Origin of the sequence: Acetobacter oeni, assembly GCF_011516825.1 — a bacterium.
GTDB lineage: Bacteria > Pseudomonadota > Alphaproteobacteria > Acetobacterales > Acetobacteraceae > Acetobacter > Acetobacter oeni.
In genome coordinates this window covers 1-16,123 of record NZ_WOTA01000035.1, presented here as the reverse complement: position 1 = coordinate 16,123, position 16,123 = coordinate 1, and the positions used below count along the sequence as shown (strand labels likewise).

Below are 16,123 nucleotides of genomic sequence, written 5' to 3'. Positions count from 1 at the left end.
CAGCCTCCTCATGCCCGAAACCAGGCGGGGTAACGGAGATGCCGTCGCCCCACTTCGACAAACAACGGGTCACGTTTTGCGCCCCAGACCGCGAGGCTGTGTCCCACGATCCAGAACACGGCGCCGACCAGCCAGAGCCGCAGGCCCAGCGAGATCGCCGCCCCCAGCGTGCCGTTGGCAATCGCCAGCGTCCGTGGCGCGCCGCCCAGCAGGATCGGGTCGGTCAGGGAGCGATGCACCGGGACATGGAAGCCCGGCACCGCGTCGTCGTCATATCCCGCCATCAGATCAGTGCTCCCCCGGAGAAGGAGAAGAAAGACAGGAAGAAGCTGGACGCCGCAAAAGCGATGGACAGGCCGAAGACGATCTGAATCAAGCGGCGGAAGCCTCCCGAGGTTTCGCCGAAGGCCAGGGTCAGGCCAGTCACGGTAATGATGATCACCGAGACGATCCGCGCGACCGGACCCTGGATGGATTCCAGAATCTGGTTGAGTGGTTCCTCCCAGGGCATTCCGGACCCGGATGCCCATGCAGAGGAGGTTGCTGCAAACAGCGCGATGCCGGCCATGCTGGTCAGACGGGACAGGCGACTGGTATGGGCGCGCGTCATGACGCGCGCGGACAGGGTCTGCGACATCAGAGTGTGTCCTCGATGCTGGAGAGGTTGAAGGAGTGTGGACGCCCCACTTCGCCGGGCGGGACATCAAATGAAGTCAGGCGGTAAAGGCCTGTTGCCGGATCCAGTCCGTCCACCGTTGCGAGTTCCGACAGGCGGCGGACAGTACCGCGTCCGGACAACACCGCGATCACGTCAATGGTTTCCGCGATCATGCCGCGCGGCACCGTCACCACGGCCTCCTGGATCAGCTGTTCCAGACGGTACAAGGCTGCGAGCGCCGATCCGGCGTGCAGGGTGCCTATACCACCGGGATGACCGGTGCCCCACGCCTTGAGCAGGTCGAGCGCCTCGGCGCCACGCACCTCCCCGATGGGTATGCGGTCCGGACGCAACCGAAGGCTGGACCGAACGAGATCGGAAAGCGTGATGATCCCTTCACGGGTTCGCATGGCGACGAGATTGGGCGCCGTGCATTGCAGTTCGCGCGTATCCTCGATCAGGACGACGCGATCTCCAGTCTTCGCCACCTCGGCCAGCAGGGCGTTGACCAGCGTGGTCTTGCCCGTGCTGGTCCCGCCCGCGACCAGAATGTTTTTCCGCTCGGCAACAGCGCGGCGCAGAAACGCCGCCTGACCCGCAGTCATAATTCCGGCGGCGACATAATCGTCGAGGGTGAACACGGCCACGGCGGGCTTGCGGATCGCAAAGCTCGGGGCTGTCACCACAGGCGGCAGCAATCCCTCGAAGCGCTCGCCGGTCGGCAGTTCCGCCGAGACACGGGGCGCTCCCTCGTGGACTTCCGCACCGACATGATGCGCGACCAGACGTATGATGCGTTCCGCATCGGCTGCGCCGACCGTATCACCCGTGTCGGACAGTCCCTCGGACAGCCGGTCGATCCAGAGCCGGCCGTCGGGATTGAGCATCACCTCGACAACGGCCGGATCGGCGAGCTGTCTTATGATGGCCCCTCCCAAAGCAGTGCGCAGCATGGAAAAACCACGTGCCGCTGCGTCGTTCGTTGTCGCATGGCTGTGCATCGTCATTCCCGTTGTCGAGCTGGCCCGGCCATTCCGGACCGCAACGGGGACAAATAGAGGAGGCACGCGTTTCCAGATCGCAACAAGAAATTCGGCGATCATCGTACTGGAGCGTACGAAAGCGTATACAAACTGGCAGAGGCGTAGACGGCTAAAAATTTGGCGTTTTATCAGTGTATTAGGTCTGAAATCTTGAACCCCTTATTGTCAGAGACGACGCTGGGTCCAAAGAAACCGATTGCGACCAGAGCGATGACTGACTTCGCGAACGCGAAACTTCAGGTCGGGCCAAATATTAAGTGTGAATGGGAGTATCAGGGCACGCTCGTCAACAACAACGAGCACAATACGATATTCGGATAAGGCGAGTTTTTACTGTATCTGGAACTAAAAACTGACGCGTGATTGTACTCGACACGCTATACACTAACGAAGACGGCAGATTAACGGTATTTTCGGTGCGCCGAAGATTGGCGTCACACACCGTCAAAAAGTTGCTCCGAAGGTGTGAGCCGTGCTTGAATCGACAAGGCGCAAATCTATTGGTGAAATACAGGCTTTCCGAAGCTTATGACGAGTCACCCCCTATATTGAGGACTACCCTATTGAGCAGCGACAAGGACATCATTCTCGGTCGTCTGAATGCGACGGCCCAGATCGTGGCGGCGCATCTCGCGACAACGAAAGTGGAGACCGAACAGCTCCCGGAACTCGTGCGTCGGCTCTATGCATCGTTTTCTGAAGAGCGGCCAGTGTCGGGCACTATCGGACTCATGGCATCCGAGAAAGCCAACGACGTTCCCCCGGTTCCAGAACAGACTGAACAGTCCGTATCCGTTAACAGACAAGCGGAGGAGACGCCCACACCAACCGTTCAGGCCGTCGAGAAAAAACAGCAACCCGCAGTTCCGATCAAGGAATCCGTATTCCCCGATTACATCATCTGCCTGGAAGACGGCAAATATCTGAAATCGCTCAAGCGTCATCTGACCGCTGCTTTCGGCATGACGATCGAAGACTACAAGACCAAATGGGGACTGCCCGATGAATATCCGACCGTCGCACCGAATTATACGGAAATGCGACGCCAGGTAGCGCAGAAGATTGGCCTTGGAAAACGTGCCTCCCGAAGCGACGAGGTTGGGGAGGAAACCATTGCGCCAGTCCCCCCGTCCGGGGAGAAACAGCCGCCTTCCAGGCGAAATGCGGCCAGGACCGGGAGAAAAGAACCGTCGGCCAGAAAGGGGGATGAACATCGACTGGCCAACGCATTCTCTCGCTGATCTGACCGGGCGTGTCGGACGTGGTTCCTCACTCCGCCCCGCCCACAGTCTGGTCACCCTCGTTTGGCTCGCGTGCGACATCTGTCCGGAAACGCTTGTCGCTGGCCAGTCTCCTGCCCAGCATCTCGACGAACCGGTCGTAGCGCTCCGCCCCCTGGGCACGCGCCGCGGCCGCCATGCTGTCCGTGAGAGCCGGCATGCTGGTGAACCAGAGGCGAATAAACAGTGCGAGGGTCTCGACCGAGATCGACAGGTCGCGTTCGATCCGCGCCTGACGACGGTCGAGCCGCCGCACGGCGGCTTCGAGCGACGCCTTGGGATCACCGCCCGCGCCTTCCGGATCGAGCCAGGCCGCAATCGCGGCTTCGGCCAGCAGGGAGTCCGACATCGACCGTCGGGCGGCCTGGGTCCGCAGCCCCTTCCACAGATGCGGTTCCAGATAGACGGAAAGCCGCCTCTTCTTCTGGCGCGCGCCGCTCATGACATCCCCAGATCATTGCCAGGATCGAGGGCGGCCTGACGTGCTTTGCGGGCGAGGTCCGCCGTCAGCACGGCATGGAGATCTTCCTCTTCCATCGGATCGCGTTCACGCTCGCGCATGGGCGCTTCTCGCGCGGGGTCCTCATCGTCCTGCTGCGGTAGGTCGGGCTCCTCCGACACATCCATTTCCGGCTGCCGACGCGCCTCGGTGCCGACGGGATCCTCGTCCTCCCCCGCCTCGCTGACTGCGTCCTCTGGTGTGTCGGGCTTGACCTCAGGCTTTGATGGCTGCGGACGTGCGGTCCAGTCGTCGGGTGAAACCGGCACTCCACGCGTCCCCGTCTCGGGCGCGGGCAGGAGCCGGTCCCGAAACCGGCTGTCACGAAAATACTGGGCCTTCTTCGCTCGAACGGGCGACATCCCCGACAGCAGGACCAGTTCGTCGGTTGCTGGCAGTTCCTGAACCTCGCCGACGGTCAGCAGTGGTCGCGCACTCTCCTGACGGGACACCATGAGGTGCCCCAGCCAGGGTGACAGGCGATGGCCCGCATAGTTTTTCTGCGAGCGGATTTCGGTTGCAGTGCCAAGTGCATCAGACACACGTTTGGCCGTGCGCTCATCGTTGGTCGCGAAGCTGACACGAACATGGCAGTTGTCGATAATCGAGTTGTTCTGCCCGTAGGCTTTTTCGATCTGGTTAAGCGACTGGGCGATCAGAAACGCTTTGATCCGATAGCCAGCCATGAAAGCAAGCGCGCTTTCGAAGAAATCGAGCCGCCCCAGCGCCGGAAACTCGTCGAGCATCAGCAAAAGACGCTGCCGCCCTTCTGCCCCCGAGAGATCCTCGGTCAGCCTGCGCCCGATCTGGTTGAGCATCAGCCGTATCAGCGGTTTTGTGCGACTGATATCCGAGGGCGGGACAACAAAGTATAGCGTCGTCGGCCGGGCCGGATTGACGAGATCGCCAATCCGCCAGGTGCTGCGGCTCGTCACCTCGGCCACCACAGGGTCACGATACAGACCGAGAAACGACATGGCCGTACTCAGCACGCCGGAGCGCTCATTGGGGGACTTGTTGAGCAATTCGCGTGCGGCGGATGCCACCACGGGATGGACGCCACGCTCCCCAAGATGGCGCGTGCCCATCATCACGACGAGGGTGGCCGCGATTGAACGTTTCGGATCGGACAGCAGGCTGGCGACACCGCGCAGGGACTTGTCGGGCTCGGCATAAAGAACGTGAAGGATTGCCCCCACGAGCAGGGAATGCGAGGTTTTCTCCCAGTGATTGCGTCGTTCCAGTGAGCCTTCAGGGTCGACCAGCACGTCCGCGACGTTCTGGGCATCGCGCACTTCCCACTCGCCGAGACGGATTTCCAGCAGCGGATTGTAGGCGCAGGACGATGGATTGGTCGGATCGAAGAGGATCAGTCTGCCGAAGCGGCCCCGGAACCCCGCCGTAATGGACCAGTTTTCGCCCTTGATATCGTGAACGATGGCTGAACCCGGCCAGGTCAGCAACGTAGGGATCACCAGCCCTACGCCTTTGCCCGAGCGCGTCGGCGCGAAGCAGAGCACATGCTCCGGGCCATCATGCCGGATATAGTCACGCTCCCACCGCCCCAGCACCACGCCGTCCTGCCCGAGAAGTCCGGCCTGCTCGATATCGCCGCGTTCGGCCCAGCGGGCCGAACCATAGGTCGCGGTGCGTTTATGCTCCCGAGCCCGCCTGACGGACAGGACCACAGCTGTCAGGAAAGCCAGTACCCCGCCAGATCCGGCAATCCACCCGCCTTCGACGAAAATGTGTGGCGCGTAGGCGTCAAACTCGTACCACCACCACGGAAACAGAAATGGCGCATAGAGCGGCCACCGTCCGGCCACTACAGTCCACGGAGGACCGAGTTCTGGCTGGAATGCGAGCCGCCACGCGACCCACTGCGTTGCAGCCCACCAGGCCATAACGACAATCAGGAAACAGAGGCAGAGTTGCCCCCACAGGATACGAGAACCAGACATGAATTCCTCCCGGGCATGGAGGAACTCTGCACGGCGACACGCCCGTCAGTTCAAGACTTTTCCTGGTGAACTGACGGCACGGGCGTGCGCGGGCGTAAACAAACTGGCGCGGGCGTAAGTCTCACTTTGAAGTGTCTCCTGGCTCCGGGCAGATGGGGAAGAGTCAGCCTTTCCTGGGCGGGTGGTCGCGCGTTTCATCGTCCAGCAGGCGTTCCGCAGCGATCCACGCCTGATCCGCGGCATCTTTCTCGTCCAGCACATTCGCTGAGACAACCGCGCCGTCAAGCAGGTAGATCATGAAGTGGGCAAGTTGTTCGGATCGCTCTTCCAGAACTCCGGCCGCTTCCAGAAGCGCCCGGATGGCGTTGCGCAGGCTGCGCTTTTGCAGCCGCGAAATCTCGGCGATCGCATCCTGCTTTCCCTTGTATTCCTCAGTTGCCCTGGAGAACACACATCCTGCAAAATCGGGCTGACGAAACCAGGACGTATGCCAGCCAAACACCGCGCGCAGGCGCGCTCTCGGCTCCTTATGAGCGCTCACGGCTTCAATGAGCGAGGCCTCCAGCGTTTCGATATGGCCTTCCAGGAAGTCGGTCACCAGCCCCTCTTTGTTGCCAAAGTGGTAGTAAATTGCCGTCTTCGCGACCTGCGCGGTGTCGGCGATGTCATCGACACTGACCTGGTGGAAACCCGAGCGGGCAAAGAGAGAGCCCGCTGTCGTCAAGAGAGTAGCCCGACTATCCGGACCATTCCGCTTTCTGCGGAGTTTTTGCTGTGGCACGTCCATGACCTCACAGGAATTCGCATCAATCCGTCTCACTCATAATCGGAACGTTTTGTGCGTCAACAAGTTCGAGGCACAGATCAAGCCACAGCAACTCCCTTTCCACAAGTTAATAACGCGATATATGATGTACCGGTCGTTCATATAGTTGACGTTACCCGGTCAACTCACTGCCGCTAGTGCCACGGTCGGAACTGCTTTGGCCGCTTTCATTTCAGAAAGTTGCCAGTCCCAGTAGGCCTTACTGGAATTCAGGCGCATTGCCGCGCCCTCCAGCACAGATCGCGCTTCACCGGGATAGCGCCGGAGAACAGGCACAATGACATTGTCGATCCAGCCATCGCCATGCAGGGCATCGACCTCGACATGCTCACTATAATAATCCAGAACCGATGGCTGATCGTTGCCAATACCGACGCGACGGCATCCGGAGAGCAATTTGGCGTATTGGTCGGGATCCGAGAGTTCCGTAATCGCGAGCGCACCGATCGAGCGGAAATATTCTCGCCGCGTAAACGCGAAATAGAGGAGCAGATTATACCCGGAAAGGCCCTCCCAACCCAACACGTCGACAAACTGCGTCGGGTTGTCTTCAATCTTTAGATAGTCGAGCAAGTCACGATAGAGACGCACATGCGTCCGTGCCAGATTACCCTGCCCCATCTCATCCCAGAAATTATGCGCAACTTCCATCCGGACATCTTCGTCGATGCCGACCAAAGACAACACGATCAGGTCATAAAAACGCATGTTGAGCGCGTAATCGGTCGTGAAATACTTGATGATCTGCGGCCGCGATGCATCGACCTTCATGAAATCGAACACCGCGTGGTTATACCCGGAATGGCTCTTCCAGAGGGATTTAATGGCGTCACCAATTGCCTCCGGCTCGACGTTGGCCGGGATCGCTCCCGCCTGGCCTAATTCCCACTCCATCCACGAAGCTTCGATCGCGCGGCGGGCTCGCAGCAGTTCGATGCTGTACTGGTTGTCAGTAAGGCCCGGGTGTGGTCTGGAGAGATGCAGACCATACAGGTCATGCAAGACCCGATGAACGGTCTTCCGTGCGGCGAGGTCGTTCTCCGCGAACGCCATATCACAGCACCGCTGCGCAAGCGCCTCCAACTGACCCGAGGCTCCGCGAGAGGCAAGGAAGGTATCCGCATTGTCGTTGGAAAGTGCATCGTTCACCAGACGGCGCAGCGCCTGCGGCGTGTCATCAGCGATGTTGATCTCCGGTCGCGCAAAAGCAGCGCCGCCAGCATGTGTCAGCATAAAGCAGTTCCTTGCAATGTGTGTACAATCTGGAAACAGCTCGCGACCTGTAGATTGCAGAGTGACGAAACGGTCGGTTTTAAGTCAAGAAAAAAGACCATGCTGACGCGTATTCGTCATAATTGCAGAGCGAAAACCGAAGGCTGCGCCGCCGCTATAATACCCTCACGGAATTACGATCTGCGCAGCATGTTGTTTTTAGGCGGTTTTACAGCCACTCCGTGGCCGGAGGTGGCCGAAGACCGCAGTACTTCGAATCGCACTGACTGTTCTGTTCGTGATCCAGTCAGCGCGAACTCTCACAAGAACGTGAATGTTTCGACCGTGAAACACCGCGCCCCGACCGACACGGGCACGCCCCGACCCGCCACAATACTCCTTACCATGCTGTTTTATTGAGGTTTTTTGTTTGCGCGTGCGCCGATGAAAGGCACGATGGCACCTATCTGAGCTTCAAGAAAAGGCAGGACGATGCGCGCAAAAGACGCTACAGTGTCAACGTCGCCCCGTGTCATTCTCGACCCTGCTGGCCATACGGAAGGCACCGGTGAGGGTCTGCGGGCGCTGATAAGAGCCCTCGCCCGGCAGGCGGCGCGGGATTACGTTGAACATGAAAACGGACCGATCCGTACACGATCGGAGGAATGACAGGAGGTCTTCATGAAGGTCGCGCTCTATGCCCGCTACTCTTCCGACAACCAGCGCGATGCCTCCATTGAGGATCAACTGAGGCTGTGCCGGGAATTTGCGGCCCGTCAGGACTGGAACGTCGTCGACAGCTACAGCGACAGAGCCGTCTCTGGTGCCTCCTTGCTTCGTCCCGGCATTCAGGAACTGATGCAGGACGCGCAGCGCGGGAAGTTTTCGATTATTCTCGCCGAAGCCATGGACCGTCTCTCGCGCGATCAGGAAGATATCGCTGGTCTGTTCAAAAGAATGAAATTTGCCGGGGTGCGGATCATCACGCTTTCGGAGGGCGACGTCACCCAACTCCACGTCGGGCTCAAGGGCACCATGAATGCCCTCTTTCTGCAGGATCTGGCAGACAAAACGCGGCGCGGCATACGGGGACGCGTCGAAGCCGGTAAATCGGGCGGCGGTCTGTGCTATGGATATGACGTCGTACGAAAATTCGATGATGCCGGCGAGGCTATACGCGGAGAGCGGACGATCAACGTCAGCGAAGCTGCGATCGTGCGACGTATCTTTCGTGAATATGCGGACGGCAAGGCGCCAAGGGCGATCGCGCTCGATCTCAATGCCCAAGGGGTCGTCGGACCGTTGGGAGGTGCCTGGGGACCATCCACCGTCCACGGCAACCGTGACCGCGGCACCGGCATCCTCAACAACGAGCTTTATATCGGCCGGCTGATCTGGAACCGCCTTCGCTATCTGAAGGATCCGGAGACCGGCAAGCGCGTCTCGCGCCTGAATCCAGAAAATGAATGGATACTGCAGGAGGTTCCTGAACTTCGAATTATTGAGCCTGACCTCTGGGAAGCCGCCAAGGCCCGTCAGGCAACAACAACGTGGTCGCAAAAGACACGTGGCGACGGTGTCCATCCTCTGAACAGTCTCAAGCGCCCTCGTTACCTCTTCACTGCGATGACACGCTGCGGCGGCTGTGGCGGTGGTTTTTCAATGATCTCGAAAGCTCTGCTCGGCTGTTCGACTGCGCGCAACAAGGGCACATGCGACAATCGCATGACGATCCGGCGGGACGTGCTCGAAAAGTCCGTGCTTAACGGGCTGCGGACGCGCCTCATGGACCCTGCGCTCTTCAAAGAGTTCTGTGATGAATTCACCCGGGAGGTCAACCGCGTCAGAATGGAGCGGGGCGCAGATCTCGCTGCGATGCGCGCGGAGTTGCCACGCGTTGATCGTGAGCTTGATAAGGCGATCCAGGCCATTCTCGACGGCGTACCCGGCATCAAGCTGAAGGACAAGATCGGAAGGCTGGAGGCGCGTAAGGAAGAACTGACGGCTCTTCTGGCTGATGCGCCACAGCCCCCTCCTCTGCTGCATCCGAACATGGCGGTGATTTATCGGCAGCGCATCGACGCGCTGTATGAGAACCTCCAGAAAGAGGATGCAAGCCTTGAAGCCGTCGAGAGGCTGCGTGCTCTGGTATCAAGGATCAAGCTGATCCCGCAGGATGGAGAACTTGCCATCTTCCTCGAAGGAGACCTCGCGGCTATCCTGAACTTCTCTTCGAACAAAAAAAGCGCCGGAGTCCATCCGGACCACGACGTTCTTCAATCGTTCATTGAACAGGATACATTGGTTGCGGGGACAGGATTTGAACCTGTGACCTTCAGGTTATGAGTTAGGGATTTAGGCCTACGCCCCTCCCCGCTCCAGCCGACAGAACTACGCCTTACCACGCAGAACCCCTTATTTTCCTTGAAAAACTGTCCCATCAGGCTACGCAATCATTGTACCGGCTACGCCCGGTTTCGCATTCATCTGTTTCCTATGTGTTTCCTGCGATGAGGGCAAGCATGGCCAAGCTCAGCAAGAAAATTGTCACCGCTGCCGAACCGGCAGAGAAGGATTACTTCCTTTGGGATGACAGCATTCCGGCCTTCGCAGTCCGGGTGTGGCCATCTGGCCGAAAGGTGTACGTCATTCATTATCGCTCCGGCGGCCGCATGCGCCGCTACACGATCGGGCAGCACGGAAGCCCATGGACTGCCGATCTCGCGCGTGAAGAAGCCATCAAGGTTCTTGCGCGGGTTCATAGCGGCGAGAATCCCTCGGACGCTCGCGTAGAAGAACGCAAGGCAATGACCATCAGGGAATTCAGCAATCGTTTCCTCGACGAATATGTGGATGTCCATCTCAAACCAACGACCCAGAGCGAATATAAGAGAGCTGTCGATCTGTTCATCGTTCCCAAATTCGGGACATGGCGGATGGCCGATATATCTCGCGCGGACGTCTCCGAATTCAACGGTGATATGCGACAGATCCCTTATCAGGCCAATCGCACGCTCGGGGTACTGTCCAAAATGTTCAGCCTGGCAGACCTCTGGGGTATTCGGACTGATGGTCTCAACCCGTGCCGCGGCGTTCAGCGCTATAAGGAAGAGAAGCGCGAACGTTATCTAACCCAAGAAGAATATGCGCGCCTCGGCGCCACACTCGACGAAACGGAGGATATGCCGGAGGCCGCCTGGGCGATCCGTCTGCTCGTCCTGACAGGTTGCCGACTACGTGAAATCCAGACCCTGCAATGGAGCCACGTTTTCTTCGATCAATCCGAATTGCGGCTGCCTGACAGTAAAACCGGGGCTAAAATCGTCCAGATTGGGCAGGCAGCGATAAACGTAATCAAGTCCATCCCCCGGTTGGAGGACAATCCCTATGTCATTACCGGACGGAAAAAAGGTGGCTATCTGACTGACCTGCAAAAACCCTGGCGCCGCATTCGCAAAGCAGCCGGTCTGAACGACGTCAGGATTCACGATCTGCGCCATTCTTTCGCCTCTGACGCGCTGGAAATGGGAGCTGACCTGACGATGATAGGTCGAATGCTGGGACATAGTGATATCAAGACGACCGCTCGTTACGCTCACCTAAAGCGGGAGAACGTGAGGCTTTCAACCAATCTTGTGTCTGAGAAGATCTCCGCAGCGCTTTTAGGACGTTGAAAATGACAGATATCGACTCAGAGCAGCTTACGCGTAATGAATGGCTCGTTGCAGAATCTATAAAGGAAATAAACACTCTAACCCTTCGCGGCTGAGGTCAGCTTACCCCCTCAAATGTGCCTGTCGGCTTCAAGAATTAAGCAGACAGGCGGCAGTCGCCTTCGATGGTCGACATCCATGCGGGTTTAGCGGTTTATCTATAGCCGACATTGCTATGCGCACCGCTCGACATTGAATTTTGGGACTTTCCTGCCGTTCAAAAGCAACCGGCGAAATGTCTCCTCTTTGTCTGAAACAGACATTCTGTAATGCTTGGTGGCATCGTAGTGTGACAGAAGCTGGACCGTAATTTACCGCCCGACTGCTGGCGAGTCCAAGTCCTCGCAACGAATCCGGCGGGCTTTCGCCCGCCGTCCCGGACGCCGTTCAACTTGCAGGGCGCGTACGCTGTGCTTGGAGGCGCGTAGACGTCATTACGACTTCCAGTTGAACCTCTATGGTGCGATACGCCAACTCAACGGTCAAGAGGCCACACCGCTAGGATCATCAAGCAGGCAACGCTTGTGCCCAATGCCAATGCGCCCATCCAAACTCCGATCGTCATTGCCCAGGACCACGGGATGAAATGAGCGACGACGAACACCGTGGCCAGGAAGACGAGCCCGGTGATGCCCGCCTGTGCTTGAAACTTCGACAATCGACGGCTCCGTGAGTAGTCCCTCTGTGCACCAATCGCGAAGACCTCGGGCCGGAAGATTTCGTTGAAAATCCGTGTCGCAACGGCCGGATTAGTGAGATAGCCGGTGTGAGCGCCCGCCGGGTCGTGCGATGCGGTATTCGCCACCTCTACGTTCTCGATATCAGTCGGCACAAAGCTGCTGCCTAGGGGCTTGGCGCCGAGAGGAATGGTAAGGGCGTCGGACACCGGATCGGCCGGATCCCAAAAGTTGAGCCACTTGATACGCTGGCGATCCCCCACCCAGAAAGGCATCGCGGTCTCGTCTCCACGCAATTCCTCACGCATCATTTCCTCTCGGAAGGTTTTGCTTCCCGTTGTCTCGAACAACAGAGTGAGCTTATCGACGGGCGATCCCATCGTGATGAGGCATTCCACCTTGCGAATCTTGATCCACAGTTCGGGCGATCGTTTCCGGGTCAGGTTGTACAGCCCTATTGCCCGCAGCGCGTCATAGGCGATCGCAGTCCCCAAGCTGTGGGAGACGATTACAACGCGTCCGCACGCGTCGTCCGAGACCAGATGCCGCAGTGTTGCCGTCGCTCGGTCGAGGATGGCGCTCCTCGTCTCATAATACTTTTCATTCTCGTCCAGAGCGGACCAATATCTCACGTCAGAGAAAATCGTCGTCAGGAACCGACGACCGAGGGCGATGGCTCCACCGGAGACCGCGGCCAGCACCGCAGGTAGTCCAAGCCGCCACACCGGCCCCAAGTGCGCGTCGCCAACCAACATCGAGATTAAGACCGCGATGCCCAGAACCATCAACACAAGGCCTGTCAGCGTGAGACGACCGACGTTCCGGACGCTCTTCTCGCACGGCAAACGCTCGTCGCGCCACGCGACGGCTGCCTCATCGATATTCGATTCCGTCGCCGCCGTTTTCGCATGCTTCTTCGCGAAATCGACGTAATCGGCGAACAGAGGCTTGCTCGCATTAAGTTCCCGGTGGCGCGCGCCGAGCGAGCCTCGATACTTGCGATACGCGCTAGCGAGTACCACCATTGCATGTCGCAACGCCGGCGTCGCGCTACGGTCGGCGGCGGCACGTAGCCGTGCCAGCCTCAGACGTGGCCAGAGCAGCCAGTTTGATGGGTCCGTACGCAATATGGACTGAACGAGTCTAGCTGTCCATCCGAGCATGGCCCATCCCGGTATACCGCTGCGCGTGTCCGGCGACCAATTCACCTCATAGATCCGGAACGAGGCTCCGACGTTTAGCCTGCCGTGGCGGCGTCGGGCTCTCTTCAATTTGAGCATCGGCACGTCGTCGCGCAGACCGGGATCTCGCGACAGCTCAATACCGGCCAAGACCTCGATGATGGTGTCGACGTTGTCCGAGTTAGTGCTGCCAGAAACCGCCTCAAGTGCACTCAGGAGCGCCCCAGCGTTGGCGTAACGCCGGTGTCGGCCAATGCCGTGGATCGAGAGGATCGCAGTGTAGCTATTCGTCATGACAGGCATCATCGCAGCCCAAGTCGTGTCGTGTCGACCTAAGTCATCGCGCCGAGCTGAACCATCGCAGGCACATGCCTGCGCGGAAACCTCGCCTCGTCGGCGCTACATGCGTGATTGAGCGACCACGAGAGTGATCAGGCAAGCGGGCGGGACATTCCCGCTATGCGCAAAGTCCGGCACAGCGTCGGAGGACACGCCTCTTCCGTGGGCCTTCGCTTGCGCCTTCTTCGCCCTCCCAACGCCGATAATCAGCACGAAACTCGCCGCATACGCGATTGCTATCTCTATCTTTTTACGGCCATGATTTATCCTAGCCTGCCAGTGCCACTTTTAAAGCCTGCGCGCTCAACGGTCGTAGCGGAGGTACTAATGGCGGTTACCACCGGAAGCGGAAAAAAACGCAAAAAACTGAGATCAAACTGCACGGCAAAAGAATGGAAGCTTACCAGATCGAGACCGGCCAGACTGAACGACCGTGACGGGGCGAATTGCTGCCAAACGGCTTCGCGATGAGCCGATCGCGGTTGTGGCGGAAGCTACCGTGGCGGCGAACGACGCAATTGGGTCGGTAACCATCCTGGATGCAAGTTTTGGGAATGGCTACTGTCAGTTATTGTTGTCCCATAAACCGGTATCCCCCGCGTCGTGATGGTGCAGGGGATGGTTCCCGAGCATCAACTCGCAGCCGTGAGTATACTCGACAGTTCGGCTTTCCTCGCAGCTTGGTCCGGCAAGTTCGTCTACAAGGGCGAGACCGTCAGCTTCGACTGGGGTAGAACGAAGGCGGCAACTACGGCAATGTTGATGTTGCGCATGTCATCGTCCGGTCGAATGCGGGAGACGAGATCATCAGTGGCGATCGCGACAGCAAGAAATGGCGTACCGCCGACGACACGCTGCCGCTCGGCGCGGCGAATGAAAGGAGCGAGGGTCTAGGATGACGGGGAATAAGACCAAAGTGGTGGCACAAGACGATCCGGCCCGCGCCGCCCCGCCGGCGGTGGACATGCCCGCCGAACCCAAGAAGAAGAAACCCAAGACGGCTCCCAACCCGAAGCGCCAGAAGGAGGCGCGTCAGCGTCTCGACCGCCTTTTCTCCGACCGATCAAACGTGTGGGTCATCCACTATTCCTGCGAGAGCTTCTACGACCGGCCGAACGGCGCATCACATCGCTCGCGGTCCGCAGCCTCGACAGCGCGCAAACCCATTCCTTCTCCATTCATCAGGTCGCCGAACGGCTGCAGGTGCCGTTCGGCGAAATCGAAGCGCGCTACGACGAGCTAGAGCGGCAGATGCTCGATGCCTACTATCAGCACCTCGGTGCCCATCGCGGCATGAAATACCTTCACTGGAACATGCGCGACATCAACTACGGCTTCGCCGCCATCGATCACCGTTATCAGGTGCTCGGCGGCACGCCGGTGCTGGTCGATGACGCCAAGAAATTCGACCTGTCCCGCATCCTCATCGATATCTACGGGGTCGCCTATATCGGCCACACACGGCTCGAAAAGCTGATCGAGAAAAATGAGATACAGCCGCACGACATGATGACGGGAGGCGAGGAAGCCCAGGCCTTCGTGGACGGCAATTACGTCGGACTCCATCAATCGACCCTGCGCAAGGTCGATGTCCTCGCCAACATTGCCGAGCGAACCCAGAACAAGCACCTCCTGACCAACACCACTTGGTGGGAAATGCATGGGGGGAGCCTGCGGACCGCCCTCGATTGGGCCGCCGACAACAAGCTGATCGCGCTCGTGATCGCCGTCGTCGGTCTCGTGCTCGCGATCTACACCATGGCCTGAGGGAGCAGGTCAGCTACTCGCCGTCGACAGGTCGAAATACAGCCGCTCAGGCATTTCCTGCCAGAAGTCGCGTATTGCATTCGCAAACTGCCCAAAATGCTCGTCCGTCACGGTCAGCCATTCATGGTCGAGACCGAAGGCCATGCCCTCCGGCGTCCATTGCCGGATCGGGTCACGGACATATTCCCCGTAAGCTTTGGCGAGTTGGTTGAGGCTGCGACCTTTGCCATGCTTGTAGATGTTTACGACTAATTGCAGCGCATCGATCTTCGCGTAGCAGGGTAGCGCTTTCACCGGCCAGCCAAATTGTTCGAAGACGTCCATGACGTCGGCCAGTGGCGCCTTCCATATCGCCTTCTCGATCTTGTCGCCATCAAAGTCATGCCGAAGCTCGCGCTCGAGATGCTCGCGCACAGTCTTGTCCCATTGGTGAAACATCCCTGCGAGACCGCCCAGCAGCATCTGCTTACGCAAGCCCGTCAGGGTCTGATAGTGTGCGCTCCCTTTATCATAGGCCGCCTCGGCGATGGCGGCCATGTCGATCTCACTATAGCCTGGCGCCTGACTCATCCGCTGATAGGCTTCTTCGGTGTGACGGTCGGCCTGCCCCTCGAGATCGTCAAACTGCGACAGAATACGCGACCGCATCTGTTCGACGTAAAATTCGTGGAGCGCAATGTGATGGGTCCGTGCCTCACTCCAAAGGTACAGTTGAGCACGTCGCACCATCGCCTCTCCAGCATCCATTGTGATCTCACAAAACGAGTTCTTGTATAATAATCGGCCACGTCCACTCTCCAAAACAGGAGGATCCTGTTTGTTCGTCCGAGATGAGGCGTAAGCGGACCTGCCGCCTTCGCCCTCATGTCGGCCGTTCAACAGTTCGTTTGCGCGTTCCGAAAGCGGACAGGTGACATGCCCATCAGGTTCGTAAAAGCTTTTGCAAATGCACTGAGCGATGCGTAAC

General features: G+C 58.8%; 14 protein-coding genes. 5 read left to right on the top strand and 9 right to left on the bottom strand.

Features of this window, described 5'->3' with window-relative positions:
* Positions 1-8: 8 nt before the first annotated feature.
* Genes GOB90_RS16175 through trbB form a run of 3 tightly spaced genes read right to left on the bottom strand, consistent with a single transcriptional unit; the run spans position 9 to position 1,659 of the window.
* Positions 9-284 carry a VirB3 family type IV secretion system protein gene (locus GOB90_RS16175; RefSeq protein WP_089179097.1) on the bottom strand — a complete coding sequence of 92 codons (276 nt, stop codon included), beginning with the start codon at positions 282-284 and terminating at the stop codon, positions 9-11.
* Complete coding sequence (locus GOB90_RS16170) at positions 284-637, bottom strand: TrbC/VirB2 family protein (protein ID WP_173572147.1); 354 nt, start codon at positions 635-637, stop codon at positions 284-286. Before GOB90_RS16170 ends, GOB90_RS16175 begins: the two co-directional genes overlap by 1 nt.
* Positions 637-1,659, bottom strand: coding sequence for a P-type conjugative transfer ATPase TrbB (gene trbB / locus GOB90_RS16165; RefSeq protein ID WP_146892274.1), 1,023 nt, complete (start codon positions 1,657-1,659; stop codon positions 637-639). Before trbB ends, GOB90_RS16170 begins: the two co-directional genes overlap by 1 nt.
* Before the next feature lie 518 nt (positions 1,660-2,177).
* Between trbB and GOB90_RS16160 the strand changes: the two genes are divergently transcribed.
* Positions 2,178-2,942, top strand: coding sequence for a MucR family transcriptional regulator (locus GOB90_RS16160; protein ID WP_373865571.1), 765 nt, complete (start codon positions 2,178-2,180; stop codon positions 2,940-2,942).
* A 28-nt stretch (positions 2,943-2,970) separates the two neighbouring features.
* On the opposite strand, the gene GOB90_RS16155 is transcribed toward GOB90_RS16160, so the two are convergent.
* The 4 genes from GOB90_RS16155 to GOB90_RS16140 all read right to left on the bottom strand — a co-directional run bounded on the left by GOB90_RS16155 (position 2,971) and on the right by GOB90_RS16140 (position 7,500).
* A complete protein-coding gene (locus tag GOB90_RS16155) occupies positions 2,971-3,423 on the bottom strand; it encodes a CopG family transcriptional regulator (RefSeq protein WP_146892247.1) in 453 nt (150 codons plus the stop codon).
* Complete coding sequence (locus GOB90_RS16150) at positions 3,420-5,441, bottom strand: conjugal transfer protein TraG (RefSeq protein ID WP_146892251.1); 2,022 nt, start codon at positions 5,439-5,441, stop codon at positions 3,420-3,422. Before GOB90_RS16150 ends, GOB90_RS16155 begins: the two co-directional genes overlap by 4 nt.
* Positions 5,442-5,604: 163 nt before the next feature.
* Positions 5,605-6,165, bottom strand: coding sequence for a TetR/AcrR family transcriptional regulator (locus GOB90_RS16145; protein ID WP_242012108.1), 561 nt, complete (start codon positions 6,163-6,165; stop codon positions 5,605-5,607).
* Between the two features lie 222 nt (positions 6,166-6,387).
* Positions 6,388-7,500: an iron-containing redox enzyme family protein gene (locus GOB90_RS16140; protein ID WP_146892257.1), complete on the bottom strand. Its 1,113-nt coding sequence runs from the start codon at positions 7,498-7,500 to the stop codon at positions 6,388-6,390.
* Positions 7,501-7,992: 492 nt separating this feature from the next.
* Between GOB90_RS16140 and GOB90_RS16135 the strand changes: the two genes are divergently transcribed.
* The 3 genes from GOB90_RS16135 (at position 7,993) to GOB90_RS16125 (ending at position 11,153) form a co-directional block, all read left to right on the top strand.
* Entirely contained in the window at positions 7,993-8,148 is a 156-nt protein-coding gene (locus GOB90_RS16135; protein WP_173572146.1) for a hypothetical protein, read from the top strand.
* 12 nt (positions 8,149-8,160) lie between these two features.
* Positions 8,161-9,825 carry a recombinase family protein gene (locus tag GOB90_RS16130; RefSeq protein WP_146892262.1) on the top strand — a complete coding sequence of 555 codons (1,665 nt, stop codon included), beginning with the start codon at positions 8,161-8,163 and terminating at the stop codon, positions 9,823-9,825.
* Between the two features lie 176 nt (positions 9,826-10,001).
* On the top strand, positions 10,002-11,153 hold the full coding sequence (locus GOB90_RS16125) for a site-specific integrase (protein ID WP_146892265.1): 1,152 nt from the start codon (positions 10,002-10,004) through the stop codon (positions 11,151-11,153).
* 514 nt (positions 11,154-11,667) lie between these two features.
* Here GOB90_RS16125 and GOB90_RS16120 read toward each other — a convergent pair.
* Positions 11,668-13,344 (bottom strand): hypothetical protein, encoded by a 1,677-nt coding sequence (locus GOB90_RS16120; protein WP_146892268.1) that lies wholly within the window; start codon positions 13,342-13,344, stop codon positions 11,668-11,670.
* 1,116 nt (positions 13,345-14,460) lie between these two features.
* On the opposite strand from GOB90_RS16120, the gene GOB90_RS16115 reads away from it, so the two are divergent.
* The gene (locus tag GOB90_RS16115) at positions 14,461-15,156 is read left to right on the top strand and encodes a hypothetical protein (protein WP_198912637.1); all 696 of its coding nucleotides are present in this window, start codon (positions 14,461-14,463) and stop codon (positions 15,154-15,156) included.
* 9 nt (positions 15,157-15,165) lie between these two features.
* Here the strand turns inward: GOB90_RS16115 and GOB90_RS16110 are convergent, their stop codons facing one another.
* Complete coding sequence (locus tag GOB90_RS16110; protein WP_146892271.1) at positions 15,166-15,903, bottom strand: hypothetical protein; 738 nt, start codon at positions 15,901-15,903, stop codon at positions 15,166-15,168.
* Positions 15,904-16,123 lie beyond the last annotated feature (220 nt).